A 25,359-nucleotide genomic window follows, 5' to 3' on the forward strand; every position below is an offset into this window, starting at 1 on the left:
ATCTCAGACCTATTTTGTAATATGACTTTCACCATTTTTATAGTTAATTGTAACGCCAGGCTGTACATTATAGACAAAAACATTAAATTCAATATCTAACCCTTGATCTTCAACTGACATTGCTTCCATTAAAACACCATCTGCGACTAAATTATCATCTTCATATATAGGTGTCACACGATACAAAACATGATTGCCTGTCTCTTTCACATAATCAGCAATCTGATTTTCAAAAGGTAACATTCCTTCGGTGTTCATATATCTTGTTCCTGTAATTAAATTCTTTTCATTAGCATTTTCACCAGTCAGCTGATAACCAATCAGATGACATCGATTATACAAATATTTTCCATCTATAAAATCATATTTTATTGTTTGCCAGCCACTCGGTTTTACCTGTCCAATAGAACCTCTTTTTTCTATTGGCATCGTCTTTTCAGATACATTTGCATAAGCCACACCACATCTTCCTAATTCATCTAATTCACTATATCTTTCAAAAGATTTTGTTGTAAGATCATCTTTTGTAAAATAAGGTTCATTGTCATTGACAACAACATATGGCTTACCACTATAGGTTTCAATATCATCACTTTCTATCTTCATTGGAGAATGAAAATCATCACTCCAATATTCTGTTGTAATATATCCACCTATGACAATCAATCCTGCAATAACTAATTGAATTAATCTTTTTTTATCTTTCTTTTTCATCCTTTTTCCTTTCGATAAATCTCTTTTGTAACTTCATGGGATGATCCCTTAAACATTTCCTGTTTAACCAATTGGAATTTTGATAAATCAATATCTAAATAATAATCACACGGATAAATCGTATTCCATCTATATAATATCATTTCATCAATATCACAATCCTTAACACTGACATTCTCAATCAAACAATAATGATTTTCTCCATGTTTTATAAAATCATTATCAACAATCACATCATCTAAAGTATCTTTATATAATTGATAAGAATATTCATTCATATAGATTCTTTCTTTTAATGCTTTTATATTCTCTCTAACAATACGATCTTGTGTTTGCCTTCTTTGATGAAACATTAAACCCATATCATTATCTACACATGCAATAATTTTCATGATTTCACTTCCCAACATTTATTTTATTATATGATAAAAAGATATTCAACTAAAAGTCAAATATCTTTCTTTAGATAAAATATCATATTATTGTATTTATATTTGGATAATGATTGCTGATTTCAAAATCCTAAAAAAGGAAGGAAAATAGTCAATACAATTATGATATCTTAACTATCTATATAAAGCATGAAATATTTTAATTAAATTTTCATCTCTTTGCTTTATGGCTTCAACATCTTTTCCATTATGATAATCATAGAATCCCTGTTGGCATTTAACACCATATTCATGTTTCATATAGTGTTCTTTTAACTCTGAAGGAATTTCGTGGCTATCACATAAATCTTTCATTAAATAATCACTAATATGATAGAAAGTATCTAATCCTCCAAAATCTGCAACTTCTAATGGGCCTAAACAGGCATATCTAAAACCAAGGCCATATTTCATCACATCATCTATTCCTTCTTTTGATATAACTCCTTGTTCAACAAGATACAGTGCTTCTCTTAATACTGCAAATTGAATCCTATTGGCAGCAAAGCCTAAAACATCTTTGTTGACAATAACTGGCTTTTTATCAATTGAAAGACTTAATTGATAAATAGCATCGGCAATTGAATCATGAGTTTCTTTTCCTTTAATAATTTCAATTAATAGCACCAAATGACACGGATTAAACCAATGCATTCCAATAAATCTTTCTGGCTTATATACAGCACTTGCTAATTCATTAATAGAAATTCCTGATGTATTTGTTGCTAGAATACATTCATCTTTAACAAATTGAGAGATATCTTGATAAAATGATTTTTTTATTTTAAGATCTTCAATAATGCTTTCAACAACTAAATCACATTCTTTAAAACAATCTTTATTTGTTGTATAGGATAAATGATTGAACAAATCCTGTGATTGCTGACTAGTCAATTCTTGTTCATTAAGTAATATAGAAACATTATCTTGGATATGTTTTTTTGCATTTGATAGTGCTTCTTCATTGAGATCATAAATAATAACACTATAATGATATTTTGCAAAAATTTGAGCCATAGAATATCCCATTGTTCCTGCTCCTGCAATCACAATTTCTTGTATGTTCATCTTTAAATCTTCATTTCTAATAATGCACTTCCAAGAGTTTTTCCGTGCATATCAATAGCTAATGATCTTGTTACTCCACCACCTAAGGCATCTTCCATAACAAAATTTAAAGCTCCAATACTCTCTATTTCATATCTAGTTATTTTTCCATGAACAATATCTTTAAAATAATCCTTTAATTTTTCTACAGTGACTTTTTCTTTAATAAGCTTATAATCCTCTTGCTGATAAGCAATAACAGAAATAACTGATATATTTCCTTTATCTCCGGTTCTTGAATGAGCAATCTCTTTAAGTAACATATTCTAAACCTCCAAATATCCAACAGTAATCTCAAAATGATCTGTTGGAACCAAAATAGATGCAATACTAATAATATCTTTTATATTTTTAGTTGCGCCACCACCACCAGATGGTCCATTTGTATACAATGCTTCTACCTCATTACCAACAATCTGAGCCTGAGCATAATCTTTTACACGTGCTGCCACTCTTAATCTTAATTCAAATGACACTCCCTGTAACAATTGATTTGAAATATGATCTTGATATAATGAATTCAGACCAATATAATCATATCTGATTTCATCTGCATTAAATCCAATCATTTCAAAGCGATGTTTTAGAACCTCTTTTGCAAGTTGCGCTTTTGCAAGCGCATTGCATCCCCCATAACTTATCTGGCCTTCACCAATGTAACAATCATGATAACCTACACTTGTTTTGTAATAGCCATTAGGTGCATGTCCGGTTGCTCCAGATATCTTAACAATATCTTTTTCTAGTTGTTCTACTTTTACATGTGAAAAATCAGCAATGACATCAGGTGTAAAATATTGAACTGGATCTTGAATTTCATATAATGTTTGTTCCTTCACTGTTTCAGTTGTCACTATACCACCAGTATGAGGTAATTTCGTTACAATACCATCTCCAGTTTCATCTACTTCTATAATTGGAAAACCAAGATTCCACAATTCTGGAACATCTTTATAACCAGGATCTGCGTAATACCCTCCTGTCACTTGTCCTGCACATTCTAATAAATGACCAATCCATGTTCCTTTACCTAATTTATCATAATCATCCATTGCCCAACCAAATTCATAGACCAACGGTCCTAATGCTAATGAAGGATCAGCAACTCTTCCCGTAATAATAATATCAGCATTATTTTCTAGAGCCTCTACTATCCCTTTGATTCCAATATATCCATTAGCAGATAAGATATCTCCATCAATAGCCATAAGAGGTTGTCCTGTTTCCATAACCTGATAATCCATATAATTCTGCAATTGGCAACTAATATCATCACCTTCAACATAAGCAATCTTAATATGTGTTAAATTTTTCTCTTTAGCCATTTTTGCACATTTTCTTGCTGCAGCCGCTGGATTAGCAGCCCCCATATTCGTAACAACTTTAACTTTATGTTCTTTTAATGCATCTAATATTTTTTCAAATCGATATTCAAATAATTCATTATATCCTAACGCTGGATGACTTTGTTTTGCTTTTTGAGCTAGTGAGATTGTTCTTTCAGCAAGACATTCAAAAATAATATAATCTAACTGCCCTTGTTCAATTAAATCAATAGCCGGCTCAATCCTATCGCCAGCATACCCAGCTCCACTACCTATACGTATTTTCTTCATATGATTCTCCTAAGTAGTTTGTAACTACTATTTTGTTTTCCTTAATATAATCTTTTATATCTTGATGACATAAAATTGATAATTCTACAACTCGATTGAGAGAATAAGAACTTTTTTCATATAATTCTAAATCACAATTTCCTGGATGAGTCATAATTTCAATATTTTTATTCTTATATTTTTCTAATATATCAATCAATCCCTCAACTGATATCTTTTCATTCACAAATTCTTTAACAAATAAATAATCACTATATCTTCTCACAGGTAAATGATATTCTTTGGCTAATCTTTCTGTTGCAAGATAATTATCATGAAAATCATGCATACCATGATGACTATCTAAGTGACTTGGCTTACGCCCAAATATTTCAATATATTTTTCTATCTGTGCTTTAAATTCAAGATAGACTTCCTGAGGATCAAACATATGTTCTTGCAGCATTTCTGGCTTATAGAAATACCCAAATTCATCAGTAAGTGTCTGATTTTGTGTGAGAGACTTTCCTAGTGTTAGTGTCAGATGAACACCGACAGCTAGATTAGGACAATCTTTTAATAATTTTTTACCATATTCAACATATTCCATATTGCATAAAGCTGTTGTTGAACGAATAATTCCTCTATGATATCCTTCGATAATACCTTCAGTTACTGCCTTTGTATAACCAAAATCATCTGCATTTATAATCACTTTCATATAAGAGAAAAGAGCACTGTTAATCAGCACTCTTTACCTCCTCATTTGCTAATAACTGTTTATCATATGCTTTAATGAACGGTAAAGCAATAATAATATCTAAAATCAATAACGCTAACCAAACAAGTATAGACTTAGGATCCATAGATGCCAACCATGCTTGAAGTGGTCCTGGTACTGTAAAAGGCAATGTCACAAAGAATTTTCCTAAAAAGCCACTATCCATTAAAAAATAAACAATTGCAAAATTTAAATTATTACAAATTAAGAATGTAATGAGTGTAAATGGATTTAAAACTGTTGGTAATCCAAAGATTAAAGGTTCATTAATATTAAAGAATGCTGGAACAGATGCAATTTTACCAATTGACTTTGCTTGTGAAGATTTGCAGAAAACAATAACAACAATAACAACTGCAAAATATGATATCCATCCACCATAAACACTATTAACTGCTCCTGCAAAAATACTAGGTAATTCTTTACCAGCAGCATAAGCTTCTGCATTTAAAGTTAATCCTAAAGTTGTTAGTGGTGTTGTCACAATACCAACCATATTCCCACCATGAATACCAAAGAACCAAAATGTTGTCATTAAAACATTGATTAATAAAATTGATGGTAATGATCCTGTTGCTGAAATTAATGGTTGGAATGCTGCATAGATCAATCCAGGAATACCAGTTCCAAATGCTGAAGTACACAAAATGTTTAAAACCATAAAGAAAATCAAATTAAAGATTCCTGGAATCAATACATTAAATGGTGCAGCCACATTAGGTGGTACTGAAGATGGTAATTTAATAACTAAATTTTTCTTAATAAATAAGTGATTAATTTCAATAACGGCTAATGCAATAACAATAGCTGTAAACATTCCTGAAGCACCTAAATTTGTTAATGGAATTGCTGTGACACTTGTCTCTCCAGATGCAAATGCCTGTGGTACCCCTGAAATACATAAGAAAACTAGCAAAGCAGAGATAACATTTGAAATAGCATCCATTTTATATGTTTTACATAATTGATATGAAACACCTAAAACGACATAAATAGAAATTGCTCCAATAGTTAAATAATATGGAGTCAGTAATGTGCCAGCATTTGCTGCTGCCCAATCACGCCACATACATAAAAATGAGAAAAAGAAGTTTGTTGGTTGCATTGTTGCATTAATAGGTGGTTGAGCCAAAAGAATAGCAAACCCTCCAATAATTGTAACGGGAACCAAAACAGTTAATCCATCACGAACTGATGCTAAATGTTTTTGTTGTGATATCTTTGTTGCAACTGGTACAACATATTTTTCTAATAATTCTTGGAATTTAGCCATAAACCCCTTATTTGTTGTTTCCATAAGTTTCCTCCCTTATCATATGTCATTTTTGTTAACCGGTTTCATTTGACATAAATAGCATATCATTTTATGAATGGTTATGCAAGAAAAATATTTATATTTTGAATATTCTTTCATTTTATATTAAAATATGCTATACTTTATTTGGAGGTACTTACTATGAAAATTGGTTATCATAAATATAAAATTACACCTACTGGTGCTGTCCATATGGCTGGATATGGACGCCAGAAAAAATCAACAGGCATTCTTGATCCTATAGAAATCAATACATTAGTGATATCTATTCAAAATCAATTCTTTATTCTCTCTATTCTTGATTCTATTATTATGGAGAATAGTGTGATTATTCCAGTAAAAAATGCAATAAGTGAAAAGTATAACATCTCTCAAGATCAGATTATTATTGGTTGCATTCATACCCATTCTGCACCCGCTTATTTTAAGCCTTTCTTTGAAAATGTTGAAATTGAAGAAGAACTTCAGCAATCTCTAATCATTCAATTTATTGATAGTATAAATCAAGCTATGACATCATTAGAAGATGCAACTTATCAACTAGAAAAAACAACAATTAAAGGGTTGTATGGAAATAGGAATGAAATGAATGGCTATTCAAATAAGGATGTCATTGCAATTCATTTTATCAAAAACAATGAAACTCTACCATTCTTTACACTCTTATCAATGGCTTGTCACCCAACTATTCTTAATGGAACAAATTTAAAATTATCCGCTGATTTAATTGGTGCAATTCGCTTACTCTATCAAGAAAAGTATCAGCATGAATGTATGATTATTAATGGCTGTTGTGGAGATGTATCAACTCGTTTTTACCGTCAACTTTCTGGTGAAGCAGAACTAACACGGGTTTCTCATGAAATAATAGATCAATTCAATAATCTTAATGAAATTTATTATCCTATGACTCAAATTCAATCTTCACATATTGTTCAGGAATATACTTTTGATGGGAGGACTCATGAATTTACTCAAATGAAAATATCAGAACTTCAAAAAACAATTCAGGAGCACCCCGATTCTCAAGATGCATTTATGGCTGAAACATTATTAAAGAGTCTATTGCTAAAGGTTAAAATGAGTCCTATGACATTATCTTTAAAATCTAATATTGTTATTATGGGTAAAGTTATTTTTATATCTTTACCTGGTGATATTACAGCGATTTTAGGAAAAAGAATTCAGGATGCTTTTTCTGATTATCTTGTTATCTTAATTGGTTATTGTGAAAACTATTCTAATTATTTTGTTTGTGAAGAAGACTATGGGAAATATTTTGAAACATATATTTCTAGATTAAACAAGGGAAATGCTGATACTTTTATTCAAAGTATTATCAATGAAACAAATCAGTTAATTAATGCTTAATTCGTAAACCTCATTCAAATTGTTCTTTCATTGAATGAGGTTTATGTTTATAATATAAGGGAATGGAGTGATATTATGAACCCTTTTGAAAAGATTGAACTAAAAAAAGATACATTCACAAAAAAAGAGATGATTGTCTATAATATATTACAAAAAAATCCTGATCTTATTTTACGTGGATCAATAACTTCTCTAGCTAAAGATTATCAGGTTTCACAGTCTACAATAACACGTTTTTGTCAAAAAATTGGTTATGATGGTTTTAATGAATTTAAATTTGATGTTTTTAGATCAGAAAAACAAGGTAGACAAGAACAAAACAATAATCTTTCTACTATTGATTCTTATTGTCGTTTATTAAATATTTTAAATGAAAATATTGATAATGAAATGATGGAACGATTTGCTAAAAGTATTATTCATGCAGATACAATTATTGTCACTGGCTCCCACAAAAGTTCTTTACCTGCGAAGATGCTACAATATAATTTATTTAAAATACATAAAAAGGTTATTTTTTTAGCAACAGATGAGTTTCATGATATTGATCAAATTGCTAATAAGAATGATCTTGTCGTTGTTTTTACAAATAGAGGAAATGGATTATCTACATTTAATAATATTAAAGAAAAAAAAGAAAAAAACCAATTCCAACTTGCTTTTATCACTATGCATGATAAACTTTTTGTCAAGAAAATAAGTGATTATTATATTTGGTTACCTTCATCATCTAATCAAAACTTTGATCAATATTTAGAAAATCAAATTGTTTTTTTTGTTTATGTTGACTTGTTAACTTCTCAAATAGCAAAACTTATTTAAAAGGATTATAATGATTAACTCATTATAACCCTTTTTTTGTTTATATATTTCATAGTTATAAATCAAATAACTCTTTTAATTTATGAGCAACACCATCTTCGTGAACAGTTAAACAAATGCTTTCTGCTCTTTCTTTTATAATATCAATAGCATTTCCCATTGCAATTGCGTGTCCTACTGTTTCAAACATTTCTACATCATTTGGTCCATCTCCAAAACAGTAACTATCTTTGATATCAATGTTTAATAATCTTAAAACATCTAAAATCCCAGTTGCCTTCGATACATTTTTTGCATAAATTTCCATACTATGATTATCAGGATGCAATTCATATTGAAATGCCCCATAACAAGATATAGCAAAATCTAATTCTTCTTGATCTTTTACCCAAACTTCTATTTTAACAGTTTTATGCATAATTTCCTCTTCATCATAATCAAAACAAAAGTTCTCAAAATCTATATTACATTTTTTATAAAAATCTAATAAACATTGAGAATTTCTATCTAGACAGCAAACTGTTGATGTTTGTAAGACATATTCAATATTCTTTTCTTTAAGCTTTTGACATAATTCTTTGACATCTTTATAGTTAAGAAATCTTTTTTCTAAATCATGATTCTGATATTTAATATTTGCCCCATTAGCAAGAACATATCCATCAAATCCAATGTCTTTCACATTATCTGCAATATATCCATATGGTCTACCACTCGCAACAAAGCACAAATGTCCTAATGCCCTTGTAGCAGCAATAGCTTTTTTAACATTATCTGTAATCCCACCTAATTCATTTGTGTATAAAGTTCCATCTACATCAAAAAATATAATCTTCTTTTCCATATTAATCTATCCACCCATAATATTGACATGCTTTATATATTCCATCTTTATCAGCATCATCTGTAACATAAGTTGCTTTGGCCTTCAACTCATCAATAGCATTTCCCATCGCAATTGATGTCCATTCTCCAGTAAACATGCTCAAATCATTTTTCTCATCACCAAAAACAACCACATCTTTATAGTCACCACCAAAATGATCAACAATCGCTTTTATACCAATAGATTTATCTCCAGGTTCCACAAATAAGAATTCTTTATGAAATCGACACCATGGTAATTCTTTTAAAGATTCTAATTGATCTTCTTCAGGACTATAACAAGCAATATAAACCTTATATATTTCATCATAATCTCTAGGATCTAATCCCTCTTTAACAACCGTGTCCATATATATATCATGTGTAAAATCATAAAAACGCTCATCTGGAGCAAGTCTTCTTGTTGCATTATCTGGAGAAATAGCCCAAATAAATCCCTTTTCCTTACACTCATCAATTAATCGTAAACATTTGTCATAATCAAGTGGTTTAATTTCTAATAACTTGCTATCTATTGTAATTCCATTTCCACCATCACTAACCATATTTTTAAAACCTAATTCTTCCATATGATTCTTTGCCATCGCATAACTTCTGCCTGTTGCTATTGCTAAAAAATGTCCTTGTTCTTCTAATTTCCTTAATGCTAATTTTGTTGATTCAGGAACATACTGATCACCTGGTGTCCCAACTGCTAATGTTCCATCTATATCAAAGAAGAAAAATTTTCTTTTACCCATTTTTTTCACCTCGTGCACCATTTTATCAGAAATTGAAAAATTATTCTTAAATTTGCAGGATAAGAAAAAAATAATGCTCTTAAGCATTATTTTAAGTATTGTGTATTTTCTAACATAATTCCGCAACCTTCCGCAACACAATCAAGTGCATTGTCAGCTACGAATACAGGAACTCCTAATCCTTCTTCTAAATATTTATCTAAATTATGAAGTAAAGCTCCTCCACCAGTTAAGAAGATACCTTTGTTAACGATATCAGCTGATAATTCAGGTGGTGTTTGTTCAAGAACTTGTTTTGTTGCTCTTAAAATAGTTGAACAGCATTCTTCTAAAGCTTCTTGAGTTTCTTTAGCATTTAATTGAATTGTGTGAGGTAATCCTGTTACTAAATCTCTACCTCTTACATCTAATATATCTTCAGCAGATGCACCATATGCTGTTCCGATATTCACTTTAATTTCTTCAGCAGTACGATCACCAATTAATAACTTATATTTATCTTTAACATATTTGATTAATTCTGCATCCATCTTATCACCAGCAACTTTTAAAGAAGTGCTTGTGACAATATCACCTAATGATAGAACAGCGACATCTGTTGTTCCCCCACCAATATCAATAACCATATTTCCTGATGGTTTAGAAATATCTAATCCTGCTCCAATAGCAGCAACCTTTGGTTCTTCTTCAATGTAAACTCTTTTTGCTCCACATCTTAAAGCAACATCCTGGATAGCACTTTTTTCAATAGAAGTGATATTAGAAGGACAACAAATTAAGATTGTTGGTCTTGAGAAAACTCCTTTTAAGTTTAATTTATTAATAAAATGAGTAATTAAAATTTCAGTAATTTGAAAGTCTGCGATAACACCATCTTTAAGAGGACGAATAGCTTGAAATTTACCTGGAGTTTTTCCTAGCATATCTCTTGCTTCTTCACCTACAGCGATTGGTCTATTTGTTTCAGTATTGATTGTTACAACAGAAGGTTCATTTACAACGATTCCTTCACCTTTAACATAAATAAGAATGTTAGCTGTTCCTAAGTCAATACCAATTTCTTTTGATAATTTCATAAACATTCCTCCTATAAGCATTTCTATTGTAACATTTTTTGTGGTAAATACAAGAAAAAAATAATAGCGATTGAAAATCGCTATTTAATCGTATTTAAGGCCTGACCAAGATATTTTTCTGGGTTAAATAACTGATCTTCTTTTTGTAAAATGAAATGTAAATGATTCTTTAAATCAGCTTCATAAACATTCTCTCCACTTGTCCCAATAACGTCTCCTTGTTTCACAGTTTGATTCAATTCAACAGATACTTTAGATAAAGATTCATATGTTGTTGAAATCTTATCACCATTTGTAATTGTTACAATCCAACCGAGAACAGGATCATTTGTTTTCTTTGTTACAGTTCCGCTTATAGCAGCAAGAATATCAAATGCTTCATTCTTATTAGAATAATCAATTCCTTGGTTAGGTCTATATACACCTTCAAATAAAATTAATGACTGTTCCTGTTTTGCTGCATCATCATCTTTATTATAAAAATATCTAACAATTCCTACACCATCTTTAACAGGTGCTTTGAGTGTTTCAATTGTTTTTTCTTCTTTCTTATCTTTGTTGTCTTTATTTTCTTCAACTTTAACAACTGATTCATCCTCAAAGTCACTTGTGTGATTATCTAAAATTCTTTGCACAACACCAATACCACCTAAGAATACGGCTAATGCTAATGTAATCCCAAGTGCTTTTTTGTATTTAAATGATCTTTTCTTCATACTTTCACCTCAATCTAAGTATGAACAAAAGTTACGAGTCTATACGTTTAATTTCAACATTTTGATAATAATGATGAAGAATCTCTTTATATGACTTATTTTCTTTAGCCATTGCTTGTGCTCCATACTGACTCATTCCAACACCATGTCCACTTCCTTTGGTTGTAAATTTATAACCTTTTGACGTTAAATCAATTTGGAAACAGGATGATGCTAATCCAAGTTTTTCTCTCACTTCTCTACCGGTATAAGTTTTTCCATTAACTGTTACATTTTTAACATATCCACTTTCTGTATGAGAAGTCACCTCAATATTAGGAGATTTAACTCCAAATGCATTAGCCAATTGTGTTTTGGTAAACGTCTTATATCTAATATTTCCAGGGTCAATCGTTAGATCCCAATGACTATCTACTGATTTTAAATACGCAACTTCACCATTAAAATAATCTTCACAATTAACAGTCTTCCCATTACTGCTTGAAAAAAACATTGCTGATATATATTTTCCTTGATAAGTCATCACTTCATAACTTGTTTCTTTGACTGCTTTTTCAACTTTTTCTTTATTCTCCTTATATTGATTTCCCCAATTCTTTTTCATTTGACTATCAGTTAAAAAGACTTGAGAATTTGTAGTATTATCTACATTCATTTTTCTAGATAATACAAATGTACGGCTAGCAACAACTTGTGCTTTCAAGGCCTCTTCTTCAAAACTTACAGGCATTTCTCCAGCAACAACACCAACCAGATATTCCTCTAATGGAATTTCTAACGTTTTTGATTTTGTCTTCACTTTAACGATATAATCTTTTTGATTATTTTGTGCTTGATAGTTAGATTTTATGAAAGTTATTGCATCCTGATAATGTAAACACCCAATCATGAATATCAATACAAAAACAAAAAGAAGCTTAGCATATATTGTTTTCATAATATAATATATGCTCTGCTCCTTATTTTAGAATTGAAAACTCATAGAACCAAAAGTTAAAACAAATGATGCAAATAAATATCCTAAGGCTACTGAAGTGACAATATAAAATATGTAAAATTCTCTAATCTTTGTTCTTTTTATATATTCTTCAAATTTAAAGCAACTCATACCAATCATTGCCAGGGCAATAGAAATAATATAAACAACAATATTAACAATATGATAAACCATATTCTTCACCTCACTCATTTTTCATATTTTACTATAAACCATTATACAATAATGATACTTCTATTGTATAAGTTATAACTTAAAAAGTAAAGTCAGACAATTGAGATATAGATATCAGTCTTTATCTATCATTTTCCTGATTATTTATAAAAACCATTCTTTTCCTCTTTTACATTAGAGTCATAATTTAGTACAATAACTACATAGGAGGATATTATTATGGAATATTTTGATTTACCTCATACAGATCTGAAAGTATCAAGAGTAGCATTAGGTTGTATGAGAATTGCAAATAAAAGTGTTGAAGAAGTTGAGGAATTAGTGAAGACTGCTTTAGATGAGGGAATTAATTTTTTTGACCATGCTGATATTTATGGTGGTGGAAAATCTGAAGAAATTTTTGGACAAGTCTTAAGTAGGAATCCTGAATTAAGAAAACAAATGGTTATACAGACAAAATGTGCAATTATACCAGGAAAAAGATACGATTTTTCAAAAGAGCATATTATTAATAGCGTCTATGCTTCATTAGAAAGATTACAAACTGATTATGTAGAAATCCTACTATTACATAGACCAGATGCTCTATGTGATCCAAAGGAAGTTGCTGAAGCATTTGATGAATTATATGAATCAGGGAAAGTGAAATATTTTGGAGTTTCTAATCATACTCCATTCCAAATTGAACTTTTACAAAAGTATACGAAACATCCTATTATTATCAATCAATTACAATTGTCCATTGTCCATTCTGTCATGATTGATGCTGGTTTAAATATGAATATGAAAGAAAATTGGGCTCAAGATAAAGATGGTGGTGTTTTAGATTATTGTCGTCTTAAGGATATAACTATTCAGCCATGGAGTGTTGTACAAGCTTCATGGGCTGAAGGAACATTTTTAGATAATCCTGATTATCTAAAATTAAATACTGTCATGCAAAGGCTTGCTGATGAATACCATGTAACAAAGAGTGCTATTGCGATTGCATGGCTATTGCGTCATCCTGCATGTATGCAACCTATTTTAGGAACAACTTCAATAAAACATTTAAGAGAAAGTGTTGCTGCCTGTAATATAAAATTGACAAGGCAAGAATGGTATGATCTGTATCTTGCAAGTGATAAGCCTCTTCCTTAAGGAGATATATGAAAATAGAACTTTTATCATTAGATGAGATTGACCCTTGCCAATTAGCAATTCATGCTAATGATCCTTTGGTCAATCGCTATTTAAAGAATTCTTTTCCTTTTCCATATACATTAGATCATGCAATGAGATTTATAACTCATTCTTTAGAACATAATGCTTTGGATTTTGGAATTGTTGTTGATGGAATTTGTATTGGTTGTGTAGGTGCTACATTTCATAAAGATGTTTTTATAAAAAATTGTGAAATTGGTTATTGGATTGGTAGTCAATATTGGGGATTAGGAATTACAAAGCGAGTTGTTAAAATGTTTTGTGATTATCTCTTTAGTCATTTTACAATTACCAAAATATATGCAGAAATCTATAGTGAAAATATTGCATCATGTCACGTTTTAGAAGCAAATGGATTCCAAAAAGAAGGCTATTTAAAAAAACATGTCTATAAAAATAATAACTATCATGATCTAATTATATATGGATTAAGGGAGGAAGAATATGAGTATTAAAAAATCTAGTGTTAATGATGTACAAGCAATTATGAAGCTTGTGCATCAAGCACAACTTTATTTTAAAAACAATGGTATTGACCAATGGCAGGATGGTTATCCAAAGGATGAAAATATCTATTCTGATATTGATAAGGGACATAGCTATGTTTTGTTTCAAAATAATATTATGGCTACTATGTATTTTGCTTTTGAAGACGATCCATGTTATAAAGATATTGATGGTCAATGGTTAACTAATAATCAGACTTATGCTGTCATACATAGAATTGTTGTTGATGAAAATTATAAAGGACAAAATCTTGCAAAACAACTTCTTGATTTTGCAATTGAACAATGTCTTCAAAATCATATTTATAGTATTCGTATTGATACTCACCATGATAATCAATCTATGCAACGTTTTCTCACTAAAAATGGATTTGAATCATGTGGCCAGATTATGCTTGAAAGTGGTGCACCACGTATTGCGTTTGAAAAAATATTGAATAAATAAGAAAAACCTTCATATATAAGAATATGGAGGTTTTTATATGGAATATTATATCAATGAACCCTATCCATCAATTGACAATTTAGACATGAATATTGCCTATGGACAAATCCTTCTTTCTAATATTGGTGGATTACAATGTGAAATGAATGCTGTCAGTTTATACTTCTATAACCATGTTATTTTAGAACAACTTTGGCCTGAACTATCACAAGCTATGCATAAGATTAGTATTGTTGAAATGCATCATTTAGAGATTTTTGCCAAAATGTGTTGTCATCTTGGGGTTGATCCTCGTTTATGGGATTGTCAAAATGATTTTTTAGAATATTGGTCTCCTGGATATAATGTCTATCCACGTCAGATTAACACAATGCTTGAAAATGCCATTATTCAAGAACAAAATACGATTCAAATTTATCAGCATCAGGCTTCATGCATTCATGAACCTATTATTCAAGATGTCTTAAATAGAATTATTAAAGATGAACAATTACATGTTCAAATACTTGAAAGTTTTCTTTATGAATATAACCACAACTTACAAACAGATATTTAATCTGTTTTTTTTGTTTTACATGAAATTATTAATATGAACTTAAATAATATTTTTATCTATTCTAAAGGCTCTTGATAAAATCTTCCTGTTATTCCTTCTGATTTTACTGTATTAATAAATACCTTTGAATCTAATGCTTTTACAAGATGAACAACATCTTTGACTTCATCTGCTCCAACAACAGTATATAATAATGCTTTATTTTCTTTTAAATAACATCCCTGTCCCTCTAAACGTGTAACTCCATGATGAGTATAACTCATTAATTCTTGTTCTAAGAGTTGAGCTTTGCTTGTAACAATAAACAGAGTAACTCTTTGGTCTCTTTGATGAAACCTTTCTATAATTTGTGTTGATACAAATTGGAAAATAATAGAATACATAGCTTCTTCGAATCCAAACAACAATCCAGCAGCCATTAAAATAACAACATTAATTCCAAAGACAAAATTCCAAGATGGTTTTTTTAGTTTATTTGATAAATAAACTGCAATAAAATCAGTCCCCCCACTAGATGCTTTTCCATATAATGCAATAACAATCGCTATACCATTAAGAATTCCTCCAAATACAGATACTAGCAATGGGTCATATGTAATTGGTGCAACTGGAATTAAATCAACAAGAAATGAATTTAAAATAATCATGATAACTGAGTAACTTGTAAACTTCTTTCCAATCATTTTAAATCCAATAAAAGCTGGGACTGCATTTAAAGCAATATTTATAAATGAATAAGGTAAACTGACTCCTAAAAATTCAAGGGCAGATCTCTGCAATAATAATGAAAGACCTGTAAATCCTCCTGGAATTAAATTTCCTGCTCTGACAAATGATTTGATATTCACTGACATAATCAGTGAAGCTATTAAAACACAACACATTGAAGTTACGTGCTTTTTCCATTCTTCTTTATCTTTTGTTTTTGCGTAAACCATACTGCTCCTCCGTTAATACGCAATCATTATACGCTTGTACAAACATGAATACAATATGATTTTTTTCTTTTTATTAATCCCAAAATAAATTATATAAATTTATTTTTTAACAAATTAATAATTGTACATACAAAAAGACAATAAAGGAAATTCCTTTATTGTCTTAATCTACCTTCTCTTAACAATTGTAAGAGTTCTAAGTTTTGTTTTGCACTTCCTGTATAATTTTCAATACCATTCTTTCTAGCTAAATCACGACGTGATGCAAAAGAAGCATCTACTCCTATTTGTGTTAAGGCATCTACTAAAGAGTCTCCTCTATATGTCGGATTAGATAGATAACGCATTGTTCCTGTAATACTTTCATTATTAACCCAACCTAACCCATTTCCTATTAGGTAAGGATTTCTTGCTCCTGCAACAATTCTTGTAATTGTTCCATGATTCATATATGGAATCAAAGGTATGCTACTTTCTGAAGAAATATAAACATGATCGAATGTCACATGATCACCTACTTCATAATTTGTTGTAGGTTGTTCTGGCTGTTGTGGTCCTTCTGCTTCAAAGTTATTAAAACCACCTGCTCTGATTTCAGCTGGAAAATCCCTATAAGCAAAGTTTCTATCAACTGGAGCATTGATACCTTCAACAAAACCATTATCTGTATATTGCCACATATCAAAACCTTCAGCACCTAACTCTTCAGCATAACGTGCTACCCATCTTGTATAACGAGTAAAGAATGCACCAGTTAATTTAGAAGTCCACCAGTAATATGAAGCATAGAAACCTGGGAAATAGTTATTCTTAGCTAATTCATCTGCCCATACTCTACAGTTTCTTTCAATTTGTTCATTTGTTAATCTCCCAACTCTTGGATCTTCTAAATCAAGATAAATTGGATATTCCATTTTATAATCTTGGATTAATCTCATAACATGTTTAGCTTCTGAAAGTGCTTCTCTTTCATTTGTTGCATAAGAATATAGGTAGACTCCAAAAGGAATACCTAATCTTGTACATTCATCAGCATTTCTTTTAAAAGTAGGATCATCTTGTCCTGGAATGTCTTGTCCATAACCACATCTTAAAATTGCAAAGTCAATGTGTTTTTGTACAAGCTCCCAATCAATCTGTCCTTGATATTGGGATACGTCAATACCATCTCTAACCATTGATTCACCTCCTTCAAAATACTATATGTTCATTTTTTTATATTGTCTTTACATTTGCCTCAATTTTTATACTTTCTTATATATATGATATGATTTGTAATTTATGAAAAAGAATCATATTCTTATGTATAATCTATCTTTATTTATACTAATAACCCAATATATTTCTTCTTTTAACAAATATTGGTGGTTCATTCTACAAAATTTTATGTTATAATGAGAAGGCGAGGTGATCAAATGAAAAAATTAGTTTTAAGTTTTTTAGTAATATGCTCTATTTTCACAATGACGGTCTCATCTAATCAAGTTGGTGCTAATGATTTTGCTGGTAATGAATCAAAGTACATAAAGTTATGTTCTTCATCTTCACTTAAAAAATCAGATAAAAAAACTTGTGAAGAGTTCAATGAATATCTTCGTAAAAAAAATAGTAATTTAAAAAATGAGATTAAGGAGACAAAGAAGGAACTCAGTGATACAAATAATGATATTAGTCAGGTTTCTTCTAAAATCAATACTTTAAATTCAGAGATTTCATCTAAGGAAAGTGAAATTAATTATCTTCTTTCTTCAATTGAGAAAGTAAAAAAAGATATTACTAAAAAAGAAGAACAAATGAAACAACGCTTATATGTTATGCAAACAACATATAATTCTAATTGGATGCTTGATTTCTTATTTGGAGCAGAAGATTTTACAACATTCTTCTCTCGTCTCACAAGTCTTAATGATATTACATCTTATGAAAAAGAACTTGTTGCAGACTTAACAAAACAAAAAGAATCACTTGATTCTCAAAAAGAAACATTGCTTAATGCTAAAGCTGCATTACAATCACAAAAAAACACACAATTAGCTCTACAAGATAAATTAATTGATTTGAAAGCATCACAGCAAAAAAATATTGCTGATAGCCAAGCAGAAGCGAAGAAAGTATCTGCGGCTCAACAAAAGATAGATGCTGCACTTGAACAATTGATGTCACAAGCCCCTAGTGGTGGTGGAGGATCATATGTTCCTGGTTCTTCAGCGAAAGGAAATGCTATTGCCCAAAAGGCTTTAACTAAACTTGGTGCACGTTATTGGTGGGGTGCTCCTGGTGGTGGTTTTGGAGATGGTCAGGGATTGGATAATCCTAATGCTAAATATTTCGATTGCTCAGGTTTCGTTGCATGGGCTCATCGCCAATCAGGCGTCAAAATAGGACGTACAACTGCTGCTGGTTATTCAAGAAGTGGTAAAGCAGTGACAAGAGCTCAATTACAACCAGGTGATGTCATTACTTTTAGTTATGGTAGCGGTGTTGCTCATATTGGTATTTACATCGGTGGTGGAAGTTTTGTTCATGCTGCTGGTAATGGTTCTGGAACAAGAGGACAATATGCAAATCAATGTGTTAAAACTTCACAATTAGCTGGATATTGGGAAAAATATGTTTATAATTATAGACGTTTGTATTAGAAAAGATTTGGGTTAAGATAAACCCAAATCTTTTTTTACCTCTACTTTTAATTTTCTTAATATTTCATAACTATCGTCAAATTTACCTTGATCAACACCATTAAGAGGAAGTTGGATAACTTCTTTAATGCCTTCTCTATTAATAACACAAGGCACTCCTATATAAATATCTTTGTGTTTATACTCATGATCCAAATATGCACTCACACATAAAATCTTATTAGTATCATTAAATATAGAATTAATCAATTTATTTAATGATAAACCAATTCCATAATATGTTGCCTTTTTTCTTTCAATAATTTCATAAGCAGCATTTCTAACATCATCATAAATTTCATTTAAATCATTCATATCTAAATTCTTTTCATCAACATATTCTAATAGTGTTTTACATCCTACATAAGTATTTGTCCAAGAAATAAAAGACGAATCACCATGTTCACCTAAAATATATGCTTCAATGTCATCGCTTGAAACACCAATATATTCACTCAGTAAATATCCCATTCGTGCTGTATCTAACAGCGTTCCAGTTCCAATAACTTTACTTTTATCTATACCCATAACTTTGTAAACAACATAACTTAGTATATCAACAGGATTACTTGCTACTATGACTATACCGTTAAACCCACTGCTCTTAATTTTTAAAGCAATATCTTTTACAATATTGGTATTAATTTTTGTTAATTCCAATCTTGTTTGCCCTTCTTTTTGATTTGCACCTGCACAAATCACTACAATATCACTATCTCTACATTCTTGATAGTTACCAGATTTAATTTTCATTTTATTTGTACTATATGGAATTCCATGATTTAGATCCATGGCTTCACCTTTTGCCTTTTCCTCATCAATATCAATAAGAACAAGTTCATCTATTCCTCCTGTATTCATAAGTGAATAGGCCATACTCATACCAACCATTCCTGTTCCAATTAGAACGACTTTTCTACTTTCTTTCATTATTTATCACCATATATATTATGATGAAACTTTTTTCTCTTTATACATTTATTTCTAATTATTGTATATTGCACATTGCAATTTTTTTAATTTAAAAAAGGAGATCAGTTTATTTTTAGTATATTAATTTTTCTATAAATTATTTAAATGTCTTATTATGAATTATTTATATTCTTTTTGAATAATAAAACAAAACTCATACCTATTAAAGTAGAAGCAAAAATTGAAATCATAAAGAAATGTGGCTTGGTAATAAATGGTAAAGTAGCGATTCCACCATGAGGAAACATCTGGCTACATCCAAAAAACATAGATAGTGCACCAGCTATACCAGAGGCAATAATACAAGGGAAATGAATTCCTCTTTTATCATTAATCATATATGGAATAGCTTCTTCACTTACAAAGCATAAACCTCTAACCAAGCATCTCCATTTCCCTGACTTTTCTTTTTCATTAAATAGTTGTGGATATACCATAATAGAAAGCCAGATAACAATTGGAGGAATCATTCCTGCAACCATAACCGCTGACATGAAATCAAATCTTTTTAATAAAATACCTATAATTCCTATACTATATGCTATCTTATTTATTGGAGCACCCATATCAATTGACATCATTGCTCCTAGAACAAAACCTATAATTATCAGAAGTATTGGACTTAATACTAAAATTTGATCCTGATATTGATAATCAATTGCTCTTTGAGGTAGAAAAGTTAAAATAATCGTCATAATAGCAAAACCTGATAATGGCAACAAATAATTTGGAACAAGACTATCCATTAGCTCTGGAATATATGAAAATAATTTCTTTAATCCTAATACAAGATAACCAGATACAAATCCTATAACTATCATTCCAATTATTCCTAGATTGTGATTCATATAAATAAACGATGAGAATAATGCTACCGTGAAACCTGGTACTTCACTTATGCTTTCTGCTATAAAAGCAGAAAATAGGCATCCTGAAAACATAATGGCTAGCCATGGGATATTTTCTAGATTTAAATTCATAAACCATCCTAATTCTGCATCATTATATATGTAATATGATTGATCAATGCCTAACATAATCATTATTTGACTAATAATACCATATATCATTAGAATTGGTATAAGTCGAGAGACTCCATTCATAAAATGATTATAGATATTTTTAATTTTTTTATAACTTTTCTCTACTTTCTTTTTATCCTTTTGGAGTCGTTCTTCTTCATTATAATTCATAGCTTGTTCAATTAAATTTTGTGGTTCATGTATTCCTTCAGCTACAGGTACTTGAATTATATTTTTATTAGAAAACCTTGTCATTTCAACTTTTTTGTCAGCTGCAATTATAACAGCTTTTGCATGTTCAATATCTTTTTTAGTTAATTTATTTTTAACACCACTTGCACCGTTTGTTTCAACTTTTATTTTAACACCCATTTTTAATGCTGTCTCTTCTAGTGATTTAGCGGCCATATATGTATGTGCTATTCCTGTTGGACATGCTGTTACAGCAACAACATCAAATTTATCATTTTCTTGTTTATTATTTTTTATGTCTAATTTGCTAGTTAAAATATTAATAAAATGTTTAGGTGTTTGAGCGTTAATTAGATTTTTAATAATTTTATCATCCATGAGTATTTGACTTAATTCTGCAAGTATCTCTAAGTGATTCGTACCTCCCTCCTTTGGCACTGCTATCATAAAAATTAGTTTAACAGGAGTTTTATCTAAAGAATCAAAATCAACACCATCCTTATCTACCATTGCTACTAATGATGGATACTTTACCGTCTCATTTTGTGCATGTGGTATAGCAATCATGTGGCCTATACCTGTACTTGATAATTTCTCTCTAGCCATAATCGCTTGTTTGAATTTTTCTTTATCTGTAATATGATGACATTCGAAATGCTTATCAATTAATGTATCAATAACTTCTTCCTTATTGGAACTATGTTCATTTAATATGATACTATCTTCTTTCAATAGATCTTTAATATTCATATTCTACCTCATGGACTTCATTCAATAAATTGAGAACTTCACTCTCCCTTGCTAATTCTTCTGAGAATGCACTCGCACTTCCTGTTGCCACTCCCATTCTAAATGCATGAACATAACTCTCTGTTTTCATATAGCCTGCTATAAACCCAGCTACCATTGAGTCTCCAGCACCTACTGAATTCTTAACAATGCCTTCAGGAGCATCACTCATATATACTTTTCCATTTTCACAAATATATATAGCGCCTTCACCAGCCATAGATATAAGGATATTTTTTGCTCCCATATCTTGTAATTTCTTACCATATATTATGATATCTTTTTTATCAAAAAGTTTCACGTGAAACATTTCTTCTAATTCATGCTTATTTGGTTTAATTAAAAAAGGGTTAAGTTCTAGTACTTTTAATAATAAGTCTCCAGTTGCATCTACAACAACTTTAACCTCCTTATCTTTTAGATAATCCATAATTCTATAATAAATATCATTGGAAAGGCATTTAGGAATACTTCCAGATAAAACAAGAATATCTCCCACTTCTAAACAATCTAGTTTTTGGTAAAATTCATTTAAATGATATTTATTGATCTCTGGACCATTCCCATTGACTTCGCTTTCTTCATCACTCTTCATTTTAAAATTAATTCGCGAGTAACCATTTTCTATTTTAATGAAATGTGTCTGTATACCAAAATCATCTTCAATTCGTCTTTTTATCTCTTGACCAGTGAAACCAGCTATGAAACCAAAAGGTATACTTTTAATTCCAAGATTATTTAAGACAATTGAAACATTAATACCTTTACCACCTGGTAATATCTTTTCTGAATTTGTTCTATTAACTTCACCTATCTTAAAATGATCAACATGAACCAAATAATCAATAGATGGATTGAAAGTTACTGTATAAATCATATTTTTCCTCTCCTTTACTATACTTTTATTATACTTTATTCAAAAAGAAAAATGAATATATAAATATACTCATTTTTTATGATATTCTTGATACACAATATTCTTTGATATTTTTCTTTGTTTTGATACTTCCTTTATAGCATCTTTTGTAGACATTCCTTTTGCTATATATTCACTAACATGTTCTTCTATTGACTGTTCAAAAACGACTTCCTCAGTAGATTCATGACATCCCTCAACAACAATAACCATTTCACCCTTCATATCATCTACAACAGTTAAAATTTCCTCTATAGAACCTCTATTAATTTCTTCATATTTCTTTGTTATTTCTCTACATAATGCTATATTTCTATTACCAAAAATATTAAGCATATGATTTAAGGTTTTTTTGATACGATGTGGAGCTTCATAGAATACTATAGTTTCTTTATAATTCTTTAAATCTTCTAATTCCTTTTTCTTCTTTTTATCTTGATGATCTAAAAAACCATAGAATAGAAATGGCTGAGGAGTTATGCCAGATACTACTAAGGCATTAAGACAGGCATTTGCTCCAGATATTGGTACAACATTATAGCCATTTGAAATAACTTCCTTCACTAGTTCATAGCCTGGATCACTTATTGCTGGATATCCTGCATCACTAACTAAAGCAATATCATATCCATCTTGTAACAATTGAATGATTTTAGGGATAGATGTAACTATATTATGTTCATGATGAGAAATTAGCTTTGTTGTAATGTTAAAATGGTTCAAAAGTTTAATTGTATTCCTTGTATCTTCCGCAGCTATAAACTGTACACTCTTTAAAGTTTCAACTGCTCTATATGTCATTTCACTTAAATTACCAATAGGAGTTGCTACTAAAAATAAAGTAGGTTTTTTGTTTTCAAAACTCTTCTGTCTAATCATCATCTTTTTCTCCAAACATTCTTCTGACTTCCTTTGTATAACTTCCATCTTCCTCATGAGCATATAATGGAGATTCGATCTTAACTCCTTTATTTCCTTTGTACATTCCTTCAATTAAAAATATATGTGACTCTTTACCAAATTTAGGATATACAAATCGTATACGTTTAGGCTCAATATCATATTTTTGCATAATATTTATAATTTCAATCATTCGATCTGGCCTATGAACCATTGCGAACCGACCTTTATTATCAAGTATTCTAGCAGCAGACTGAATAATCTCATCTAAATTGATTTTTATTTCATGTCTTGCTATTTGAAGATATTCATTCTCATTGATATGACTTCTCTCTCCTACTTTAAAAAAAGGAGGATTACATACAACAAGTTTAAATTTCTCACTTGTCTGTACATAGTCTTTAATATCATTATGGATTATAGTAATTTGATTTTCCAAGTGATTCAGTTTTACATTCTTAATTGCAAGTTCTACAGCATCTTTTTGAATTTCAATACCAATAATTTCTTTATCTGTTCTTCTTGATAATAATAGTGGAATTGCAGCGTTATTTGTTCCAAAATCAATAATTTTATGTAAATCTTTATTAAGAGTACAGAATGATGCTAATAAAACAGTATCCAAAGAAAAATTAAACATATCTTTTCTTTGGATAATTTTCATATCATTATATGCTAGTAAATAATTAACGACCTCGTTGCTCATTTTTATGATCCTTTGGTGGTAAAATTTTGATATCGTTTAATGAAACAAATGAAATATTTCCATCATAATCAATTTTAACTAAATCACTAATAACATTTAAGCCAATAACTTTAACTATCTTATCTTCAAACCTTACTCGAGATCCTAATTTTGGAAAACGTCTTTTCTCGATTGTATATGCTTCATCTTCATATTTTAAACAGCATAACAATCTGCCACAAGCCCCAGATATCTTATCAATATTTATTGCTAACATTTGATTTTTAGCCATATTAATTGTTACACCATCAAATTCTCCTAAAAATGAAGAACAACACAATGGTAAACCACATGAACCAATTCCACCAACAATTTTTGATTTATCCCTTGGTCCTATCTGTCTTAATTCAATTCTACATTTAAAGACACTTGCTAACTCCTTTAAAAGTTCTCTAAAATCCACACGACTCTCAGAAGTATACATAAATATAACTTTTGATGCATCTAAAGTATATTCACAATTGACTAAATGCATATCTAACTTATATTCATTTACAATTGTTTTACAAATTTCTAATGATTTCATTGCTTTTGTTTTATTAAACTCAAACAAATCAAGATCAGCACGATTTGCTCTTCTTTTTACTCTTTTTAACTCAGTATCTAAATTAAACTCAGAAATATCTTTAAGTTCAGATATTAATTCACCTAACTCTAATCCTCTAATTGTTTCAACAACAACTTTATCACCCTTATGTACATCTAAATCAGTTGAAAAAAAATACGATTTACCAACATTATTAAAACGTACAAGCGCTAATTTTTCTTCCATA

At 30.0% G+C, this 25,359-nt stretch carries 28 protein-coding genes; 7 read left to right on the forward strand and 21 right to left on the reverse strand.

The window, feature by feature from the left end; translation table 11 throughout:
* Positions 1-9 precede the first annotated feature (9 nt).
* From AC5M21_RS05215 to AC5M21_RS05245, 7 genes are all read right to left on the reverse strand, one after another.
* Positions 10-714 (reverse strand): DNA/RNA non-specific endonuclease, encoded by a 705-nt coding sequence (locus tag AC5M21_RS05215; protein WP_008789081.1) that lies wholly within the window; start codon positions 712-714, stop codon positions 10-12.
* The gene (locus tag AC5M21_RS05220; RefSeq protein ID WP_017144022.1) at positions 711-1,106 is read right to left on the reverse strand and encodes a hypothetical protein; all 396 of its coding nucleotides are present in this window, start codon (positions 1,104-1,106) and stop codon (positions 711-713) included. The genes AC5M21_RS05215 and AC5M21_RS05220 overlap by 4 nt, the downstream gene beginning before the upstream one ends.
* Before the next feature lie 174 nt (positions 1,107-1,280).
* Positions 1,281-2,213, reverse strand: a complete 933-nt coding sequence (locus AC5M21_RS05225; RefSeq protein ID WP_008789079.1) for a 3-hydroxyacyl-CoA dehydrogenase family protein — start codon at positions 2,211-2,213, stop codon at positions 1,281-1,283.
* Positions 2,214-2,215: 2 nt separating this feature from the next.
* Positions 2,216-2,515, reverse strand: coding sequence for an AtuA-related protein (locus AC5M21_RS05230; RefSeq protein ID WP_008789078.1), 300 nt, complete (start codon positions 2,513-2,515; stop codon positions 2,216-2,218).
* Positions 2,516-2,518: 3 nt separating this feature from the next.
* Entirely contained in the window at positions 2,519-3,868 is a 1,350-nt protein-coding gene (locus AC5M21_RS05235) for an acyclic terpene utilization AtuA family protein (protein WP_008789077.1), read from the reverse strand.
* Positions 3,846-4,598 carry a carbohydrate deacetylase gene (locus AC5M21_RS05240; RefSeq protein ID WP_017144021.1) on the reverse strand — a complete coding sequence of 251 codons (753 nt, stop codon included), beginning with the start codon at positions 4,596-4,598 and terminating at the stop codon, positions 3,846-3,848. Before AC5M21_RS05240 ends, AC5M21_RS05235 begins: the two co-directional genes overlap by 23 nt.
* Positions 4,588-5,925 (reverse strand): PTS sugar transporter subunit IIC, encoded by a 1,338-nt coding sequence (locus tag AC5M21_RS05245; RefSeq protein WP_008789075.1) that lies wholly within the window; start codon positions 5,923-5,925, stop codon positions 4,588-4,590. The genes AC5M21_RS05240 and AC5M21_RS05245 overlap by 11 nt, the downstream gene beginning before the upstream one ends.
* 159 nt (positions 5,926-6,084) lie before the next feature.
* On the opposite strand from AC5M21_RS05245, the gene AC5M21_RS05250 reads away from it, so the two are divergent.
* The gene (locus AC5M21_RS05250; RefSeq protein ID WP_008789074.1) at positions 6,085-7,314 is read left to right on the forward strand and encodes a neutral/alkaline non-lysosomal ceramidase N-terminal domain-containing protein; all 1,230 of its coding nucleotides are present in this window, start codon (positions 6,085-6,087) and stop codon (positions 7,312-7,314) included.
* A gap of 75 nt (positions 7,315-7,389) precedes the next feature.
* Positions 7,390-8,136 (forward strand): MurR/RpiR family transcriptional regulator, encoded by a 747-nt coding sequence (locus tag AC5M21_RS05255; RefSeq protein WP_017144020.1) that lies wholly within the window; start codon positions 7,390-7,392, stop codon positions 8,134-8,136.
* A 55-nt stretch (positions 8,137-8,191) separates the two neighbouring features.
* Here AC5M21_RS05255 and AC5M21_RS05260 read toward each other — a convergent pair whose 3' ends face one another.
* The 6 genes from AC5M21_RS05260 to AC5M21_RS05285 all read right to left on the reverse strand — a co-directional run bounded on the left by AC5M21_RS05260 (position 8,192) and on the right by AC5M21_RS05285 (position 12,724).
* Entirely contained in the window at positions 8,192-8,980 is a 789-nt protein-coding gene (locus tag AC5M21_RS05260) for a Cof-type HAD-IIB family hydrolase (RefSeq protein ID WP_117769113.1), read from the reverse strand.
* A 1-nt stretch (position 8,981) separates the two neighbouring features.
* On the reverse strand, positions 8,982-9,761 hold the full coding sequence (locus AC5M21_RS05265) for an HAD-IIB family hydrolase (protein ID WP_008789070.1): 780 nt from the start codon (positions 9,759-9,761) through the stop codon (positions 8,982-8,984).
* A gap of 86 nt (positions 9,762-9,847) precedes the next feature.
* Positions 9,848-10,837, reverse strand: coding sequence for a rod shape-determining protein (locus AC5M21_RS05270; RefSeq protein ID WP_008789069.1), 990 nt, complete (start codon positions 10,835-10,837; stop codon positions 9,848-9,850).
* An 80-nt stretch (positions 10,838-10,917) separates the two neighbouring features.
* On the reverse strand, positions 10,918-11,553 hold the full coding sequence (locus AC5M21_RS05275) for a M23 family metallopeptidase (protein WP_008789068.1): 636 nt from the start codon (positions 11,551-11,553) through the stop codon (positions 10,918-10,920).
* Positions 11,554-11,584: 31 nt separating this feature from the next.
* Entirely contained in the window at positions 11,585-12,490 is a 906-nt protein-coding gene (spoIID, locus tag AC5M21_RS05280; protein WP_008789067.1) for a stage II sporulation protein D, read from the reverse strand.
* Between the two features lie 27 nt (positions 12,491-12,517).
* Positions 12,518-12,724, reverse strand: a complete 207-nt coding sequence (locus AC5M21_RS05285; protein ID WP_008789066.1) for a DUF1146 domain-containing protein — start codon at positions 12,722-12,724, stop codon at positions 12,518-12,520.
* A 219-nt stretch (positions 12,725-12,943) separates the two neighbouring features.
* On the opposite strand from AC5M21_RS05285, the gene AC5M21_RS05290 reads away from it, so the two are divergent.
* The 4 genes from AC5M21_RS05290 to AC5M21_RS05305 are packed head-to-tail and all read left to right on the forward strand — an operon-like array spanning position 12,944 to position 15,434.
* A complete protein-coding gene (locus AC5M21_RS05290) occupies positions 12,944-13,864 on the forward strand; it encodes an aldo/keto reductase (protein ID WP_302280536.1) in 921 nt (306 codons plus the stop codon).
* Positions 13,865-13,872: 8 nt separating this feature from the next.
* On the forward strand, positions 13,873-14,382 hold the full coding sequence (locus AC5M21_RS05295; protein WP_008789064.1) for a GNAT family N-acetyltransferase: 510 nt from the start codon (positions 13,873-13,875) through the stop codon (positions 14,380-14,382).
* The gene (locus AC5M21_RS05300) at positions 14,372-14,878 is read left to right on the forward strand and encodes a GNAT family N-acetyltransferase (RefSeq protein WP_008789063.1); all 507 of its coding nucleotides are present in this window, start codon (positions 14,372-14,374) and stop codon (positions 14,876-14,878) included. The genes AC5M21_RS05295 and AC5M21_RS05300 overlap by 11 nt, the downstream gene beginning before the upstream one ends.
* Before the next feature lie 37 nt (positions 14,879-14,915).
* The gene (locus tag AC5M21_RS05305; RefSeq protein WP_008789062.1) at positions 14,916-15,434 is read left to right on the forward strand and encodes a ferritin-like domain-containing protein; all 519 of its coding nucleotides are present in this window, start codon (positions 14,916-14,918) and stop codon (positions 15,432-15,434) included.
* Between the two features lie 56 nt (positions 15,435-15,490).
* Here AC5M21_RS05305 and AC5M21_RS05310 read toward each other — a convergent pair whose 3' ends face one another.
* On the reverse strand, positions 15,491-16,372 hold the full coding sequence (locus AC5M21_RS05310; protein WP_008789061.1) for a YitT family protein: 882 nt from the start codon (positions 16,370-16,372) through the stop codon (positions 15,491-15,493).
* Positions 16,373-16,527: 155 nt separating this feature from the next.
* A complete protein-coding gene (locus AC5M21_RS05315; protein ID WP_008789060.1) occupies positions 16,528-17,550 on the reverse strand; it encodes a glycoside hydrolase family 25 protein in 1,023 nt (340 codons plus the stop codon).
* Between the two features lie 237 nt (positions 17,551-17,787).
* On the opposite strand from AC5M21_RS05315, the gene AC5M21_RS05320 reads away from it, so the two are divergent.
* Positions 17,788-19,011: a coiled-coil domain-containing protein gene (locus tag AC5M21_RS05320; RefSeq protein WP_160340781.1), complete on the forward strand. Its 1,224-nt coding sequence runs from the start codon at positions 17,788-17,790 to the stop codon at positions 19,009-19,011.
* Between the two features lie 12 nt (positions 19,012-19,023).
* Here the strand turns inward: AC5M21_RS05320 and AC5M21_RS05325 are convergent, their stop codons facing one another.
* From AC5M21_RS05325 to AC5M21_RS05350, 6 genes are all read right to left on the reverse strand, one after another.
* On the reverse strand, positions 19,024-19,980 hold the full coding sequence (locus AC5M21_RS05325; RefSeq protein WP_008789058.1) for an L-lactate dehydrogenase: 957 nt from the start codon (positions 19,978-19,980) through the stop codon (positions 19,024-19,026).
* Between the two features lie 155 nt (positions 19,981-20,135).
* Positions 20,136-21,986, reverse strand: coding sequence for a PTS fructose transporter subunit IIABC (locus tag AC5M21_RS05330; protein WP_054688794.1), 1,851 nt, complete (start codon positions 21,984-21,986; stop codon positions 20,136-20,138).
* The gene (gene pfkB / locus AC5M21_RS05335) at positions 21,976-22,902 is read right to left on the reverse strand and encodes a 1-phosphofructokinase (protein ID WP_008789056.1); all 927 of its coding nucleotides are present in this window, start codon (positions 22,900-22,902) and stop codon (positions 21,976-21,978) included. Before pfkB ends, AC5M21_RS05330 begins: the two co-directional genes overlap by 11 nt.
* 69 nt (positions 22,903-22,971) lie before the next feature.
* On the reverse strand, positions 22,972-23,820 hold the full coding sequence (gene rsmI / locus AC5M21_RS05340; protein WP_008789055.1) for a 16S rRNA (cytidine(1402)-2'-O)-methyltransferase: 849 nt from the start codon (positions 23,818-23,820) through the stop codon (positions 22,972-22,974).
* Complete coding sequence (locus AC5M21_RS05345; RefSeq protein ID WP_054325219.1) at positions 23,813-24,547, reverse strand: tRNA1(Val) (adenine(37)-N6)-methyltransferase; 735 nt, start codon at positions 24,545-24,547, stop codon at positions 23,813-23,815. Before AC5M21_RS05345 ends, rsmI begins: the two co-directional genes overlap by 8 nt.
* Positions 24,528-25,358, reverse strand: coding sequence for a PSP1 domain-containing protein (locus AC5M21_RS05350; protein WP_008789053.1), 831 nt, complete (start codon positions 25,356-25,358; stop codon positions 24,528-24,530). The genes AC5M21_RS05345 and AC5M21_RS05350 overlap by 20 nt, the downstream gene beginning before the upstream one ends.
* Position 25,359: the final 1 nt, after the last annotated feature.

It is taken from the genome of Coprobacillus sp., assembly GCF_984815275.1.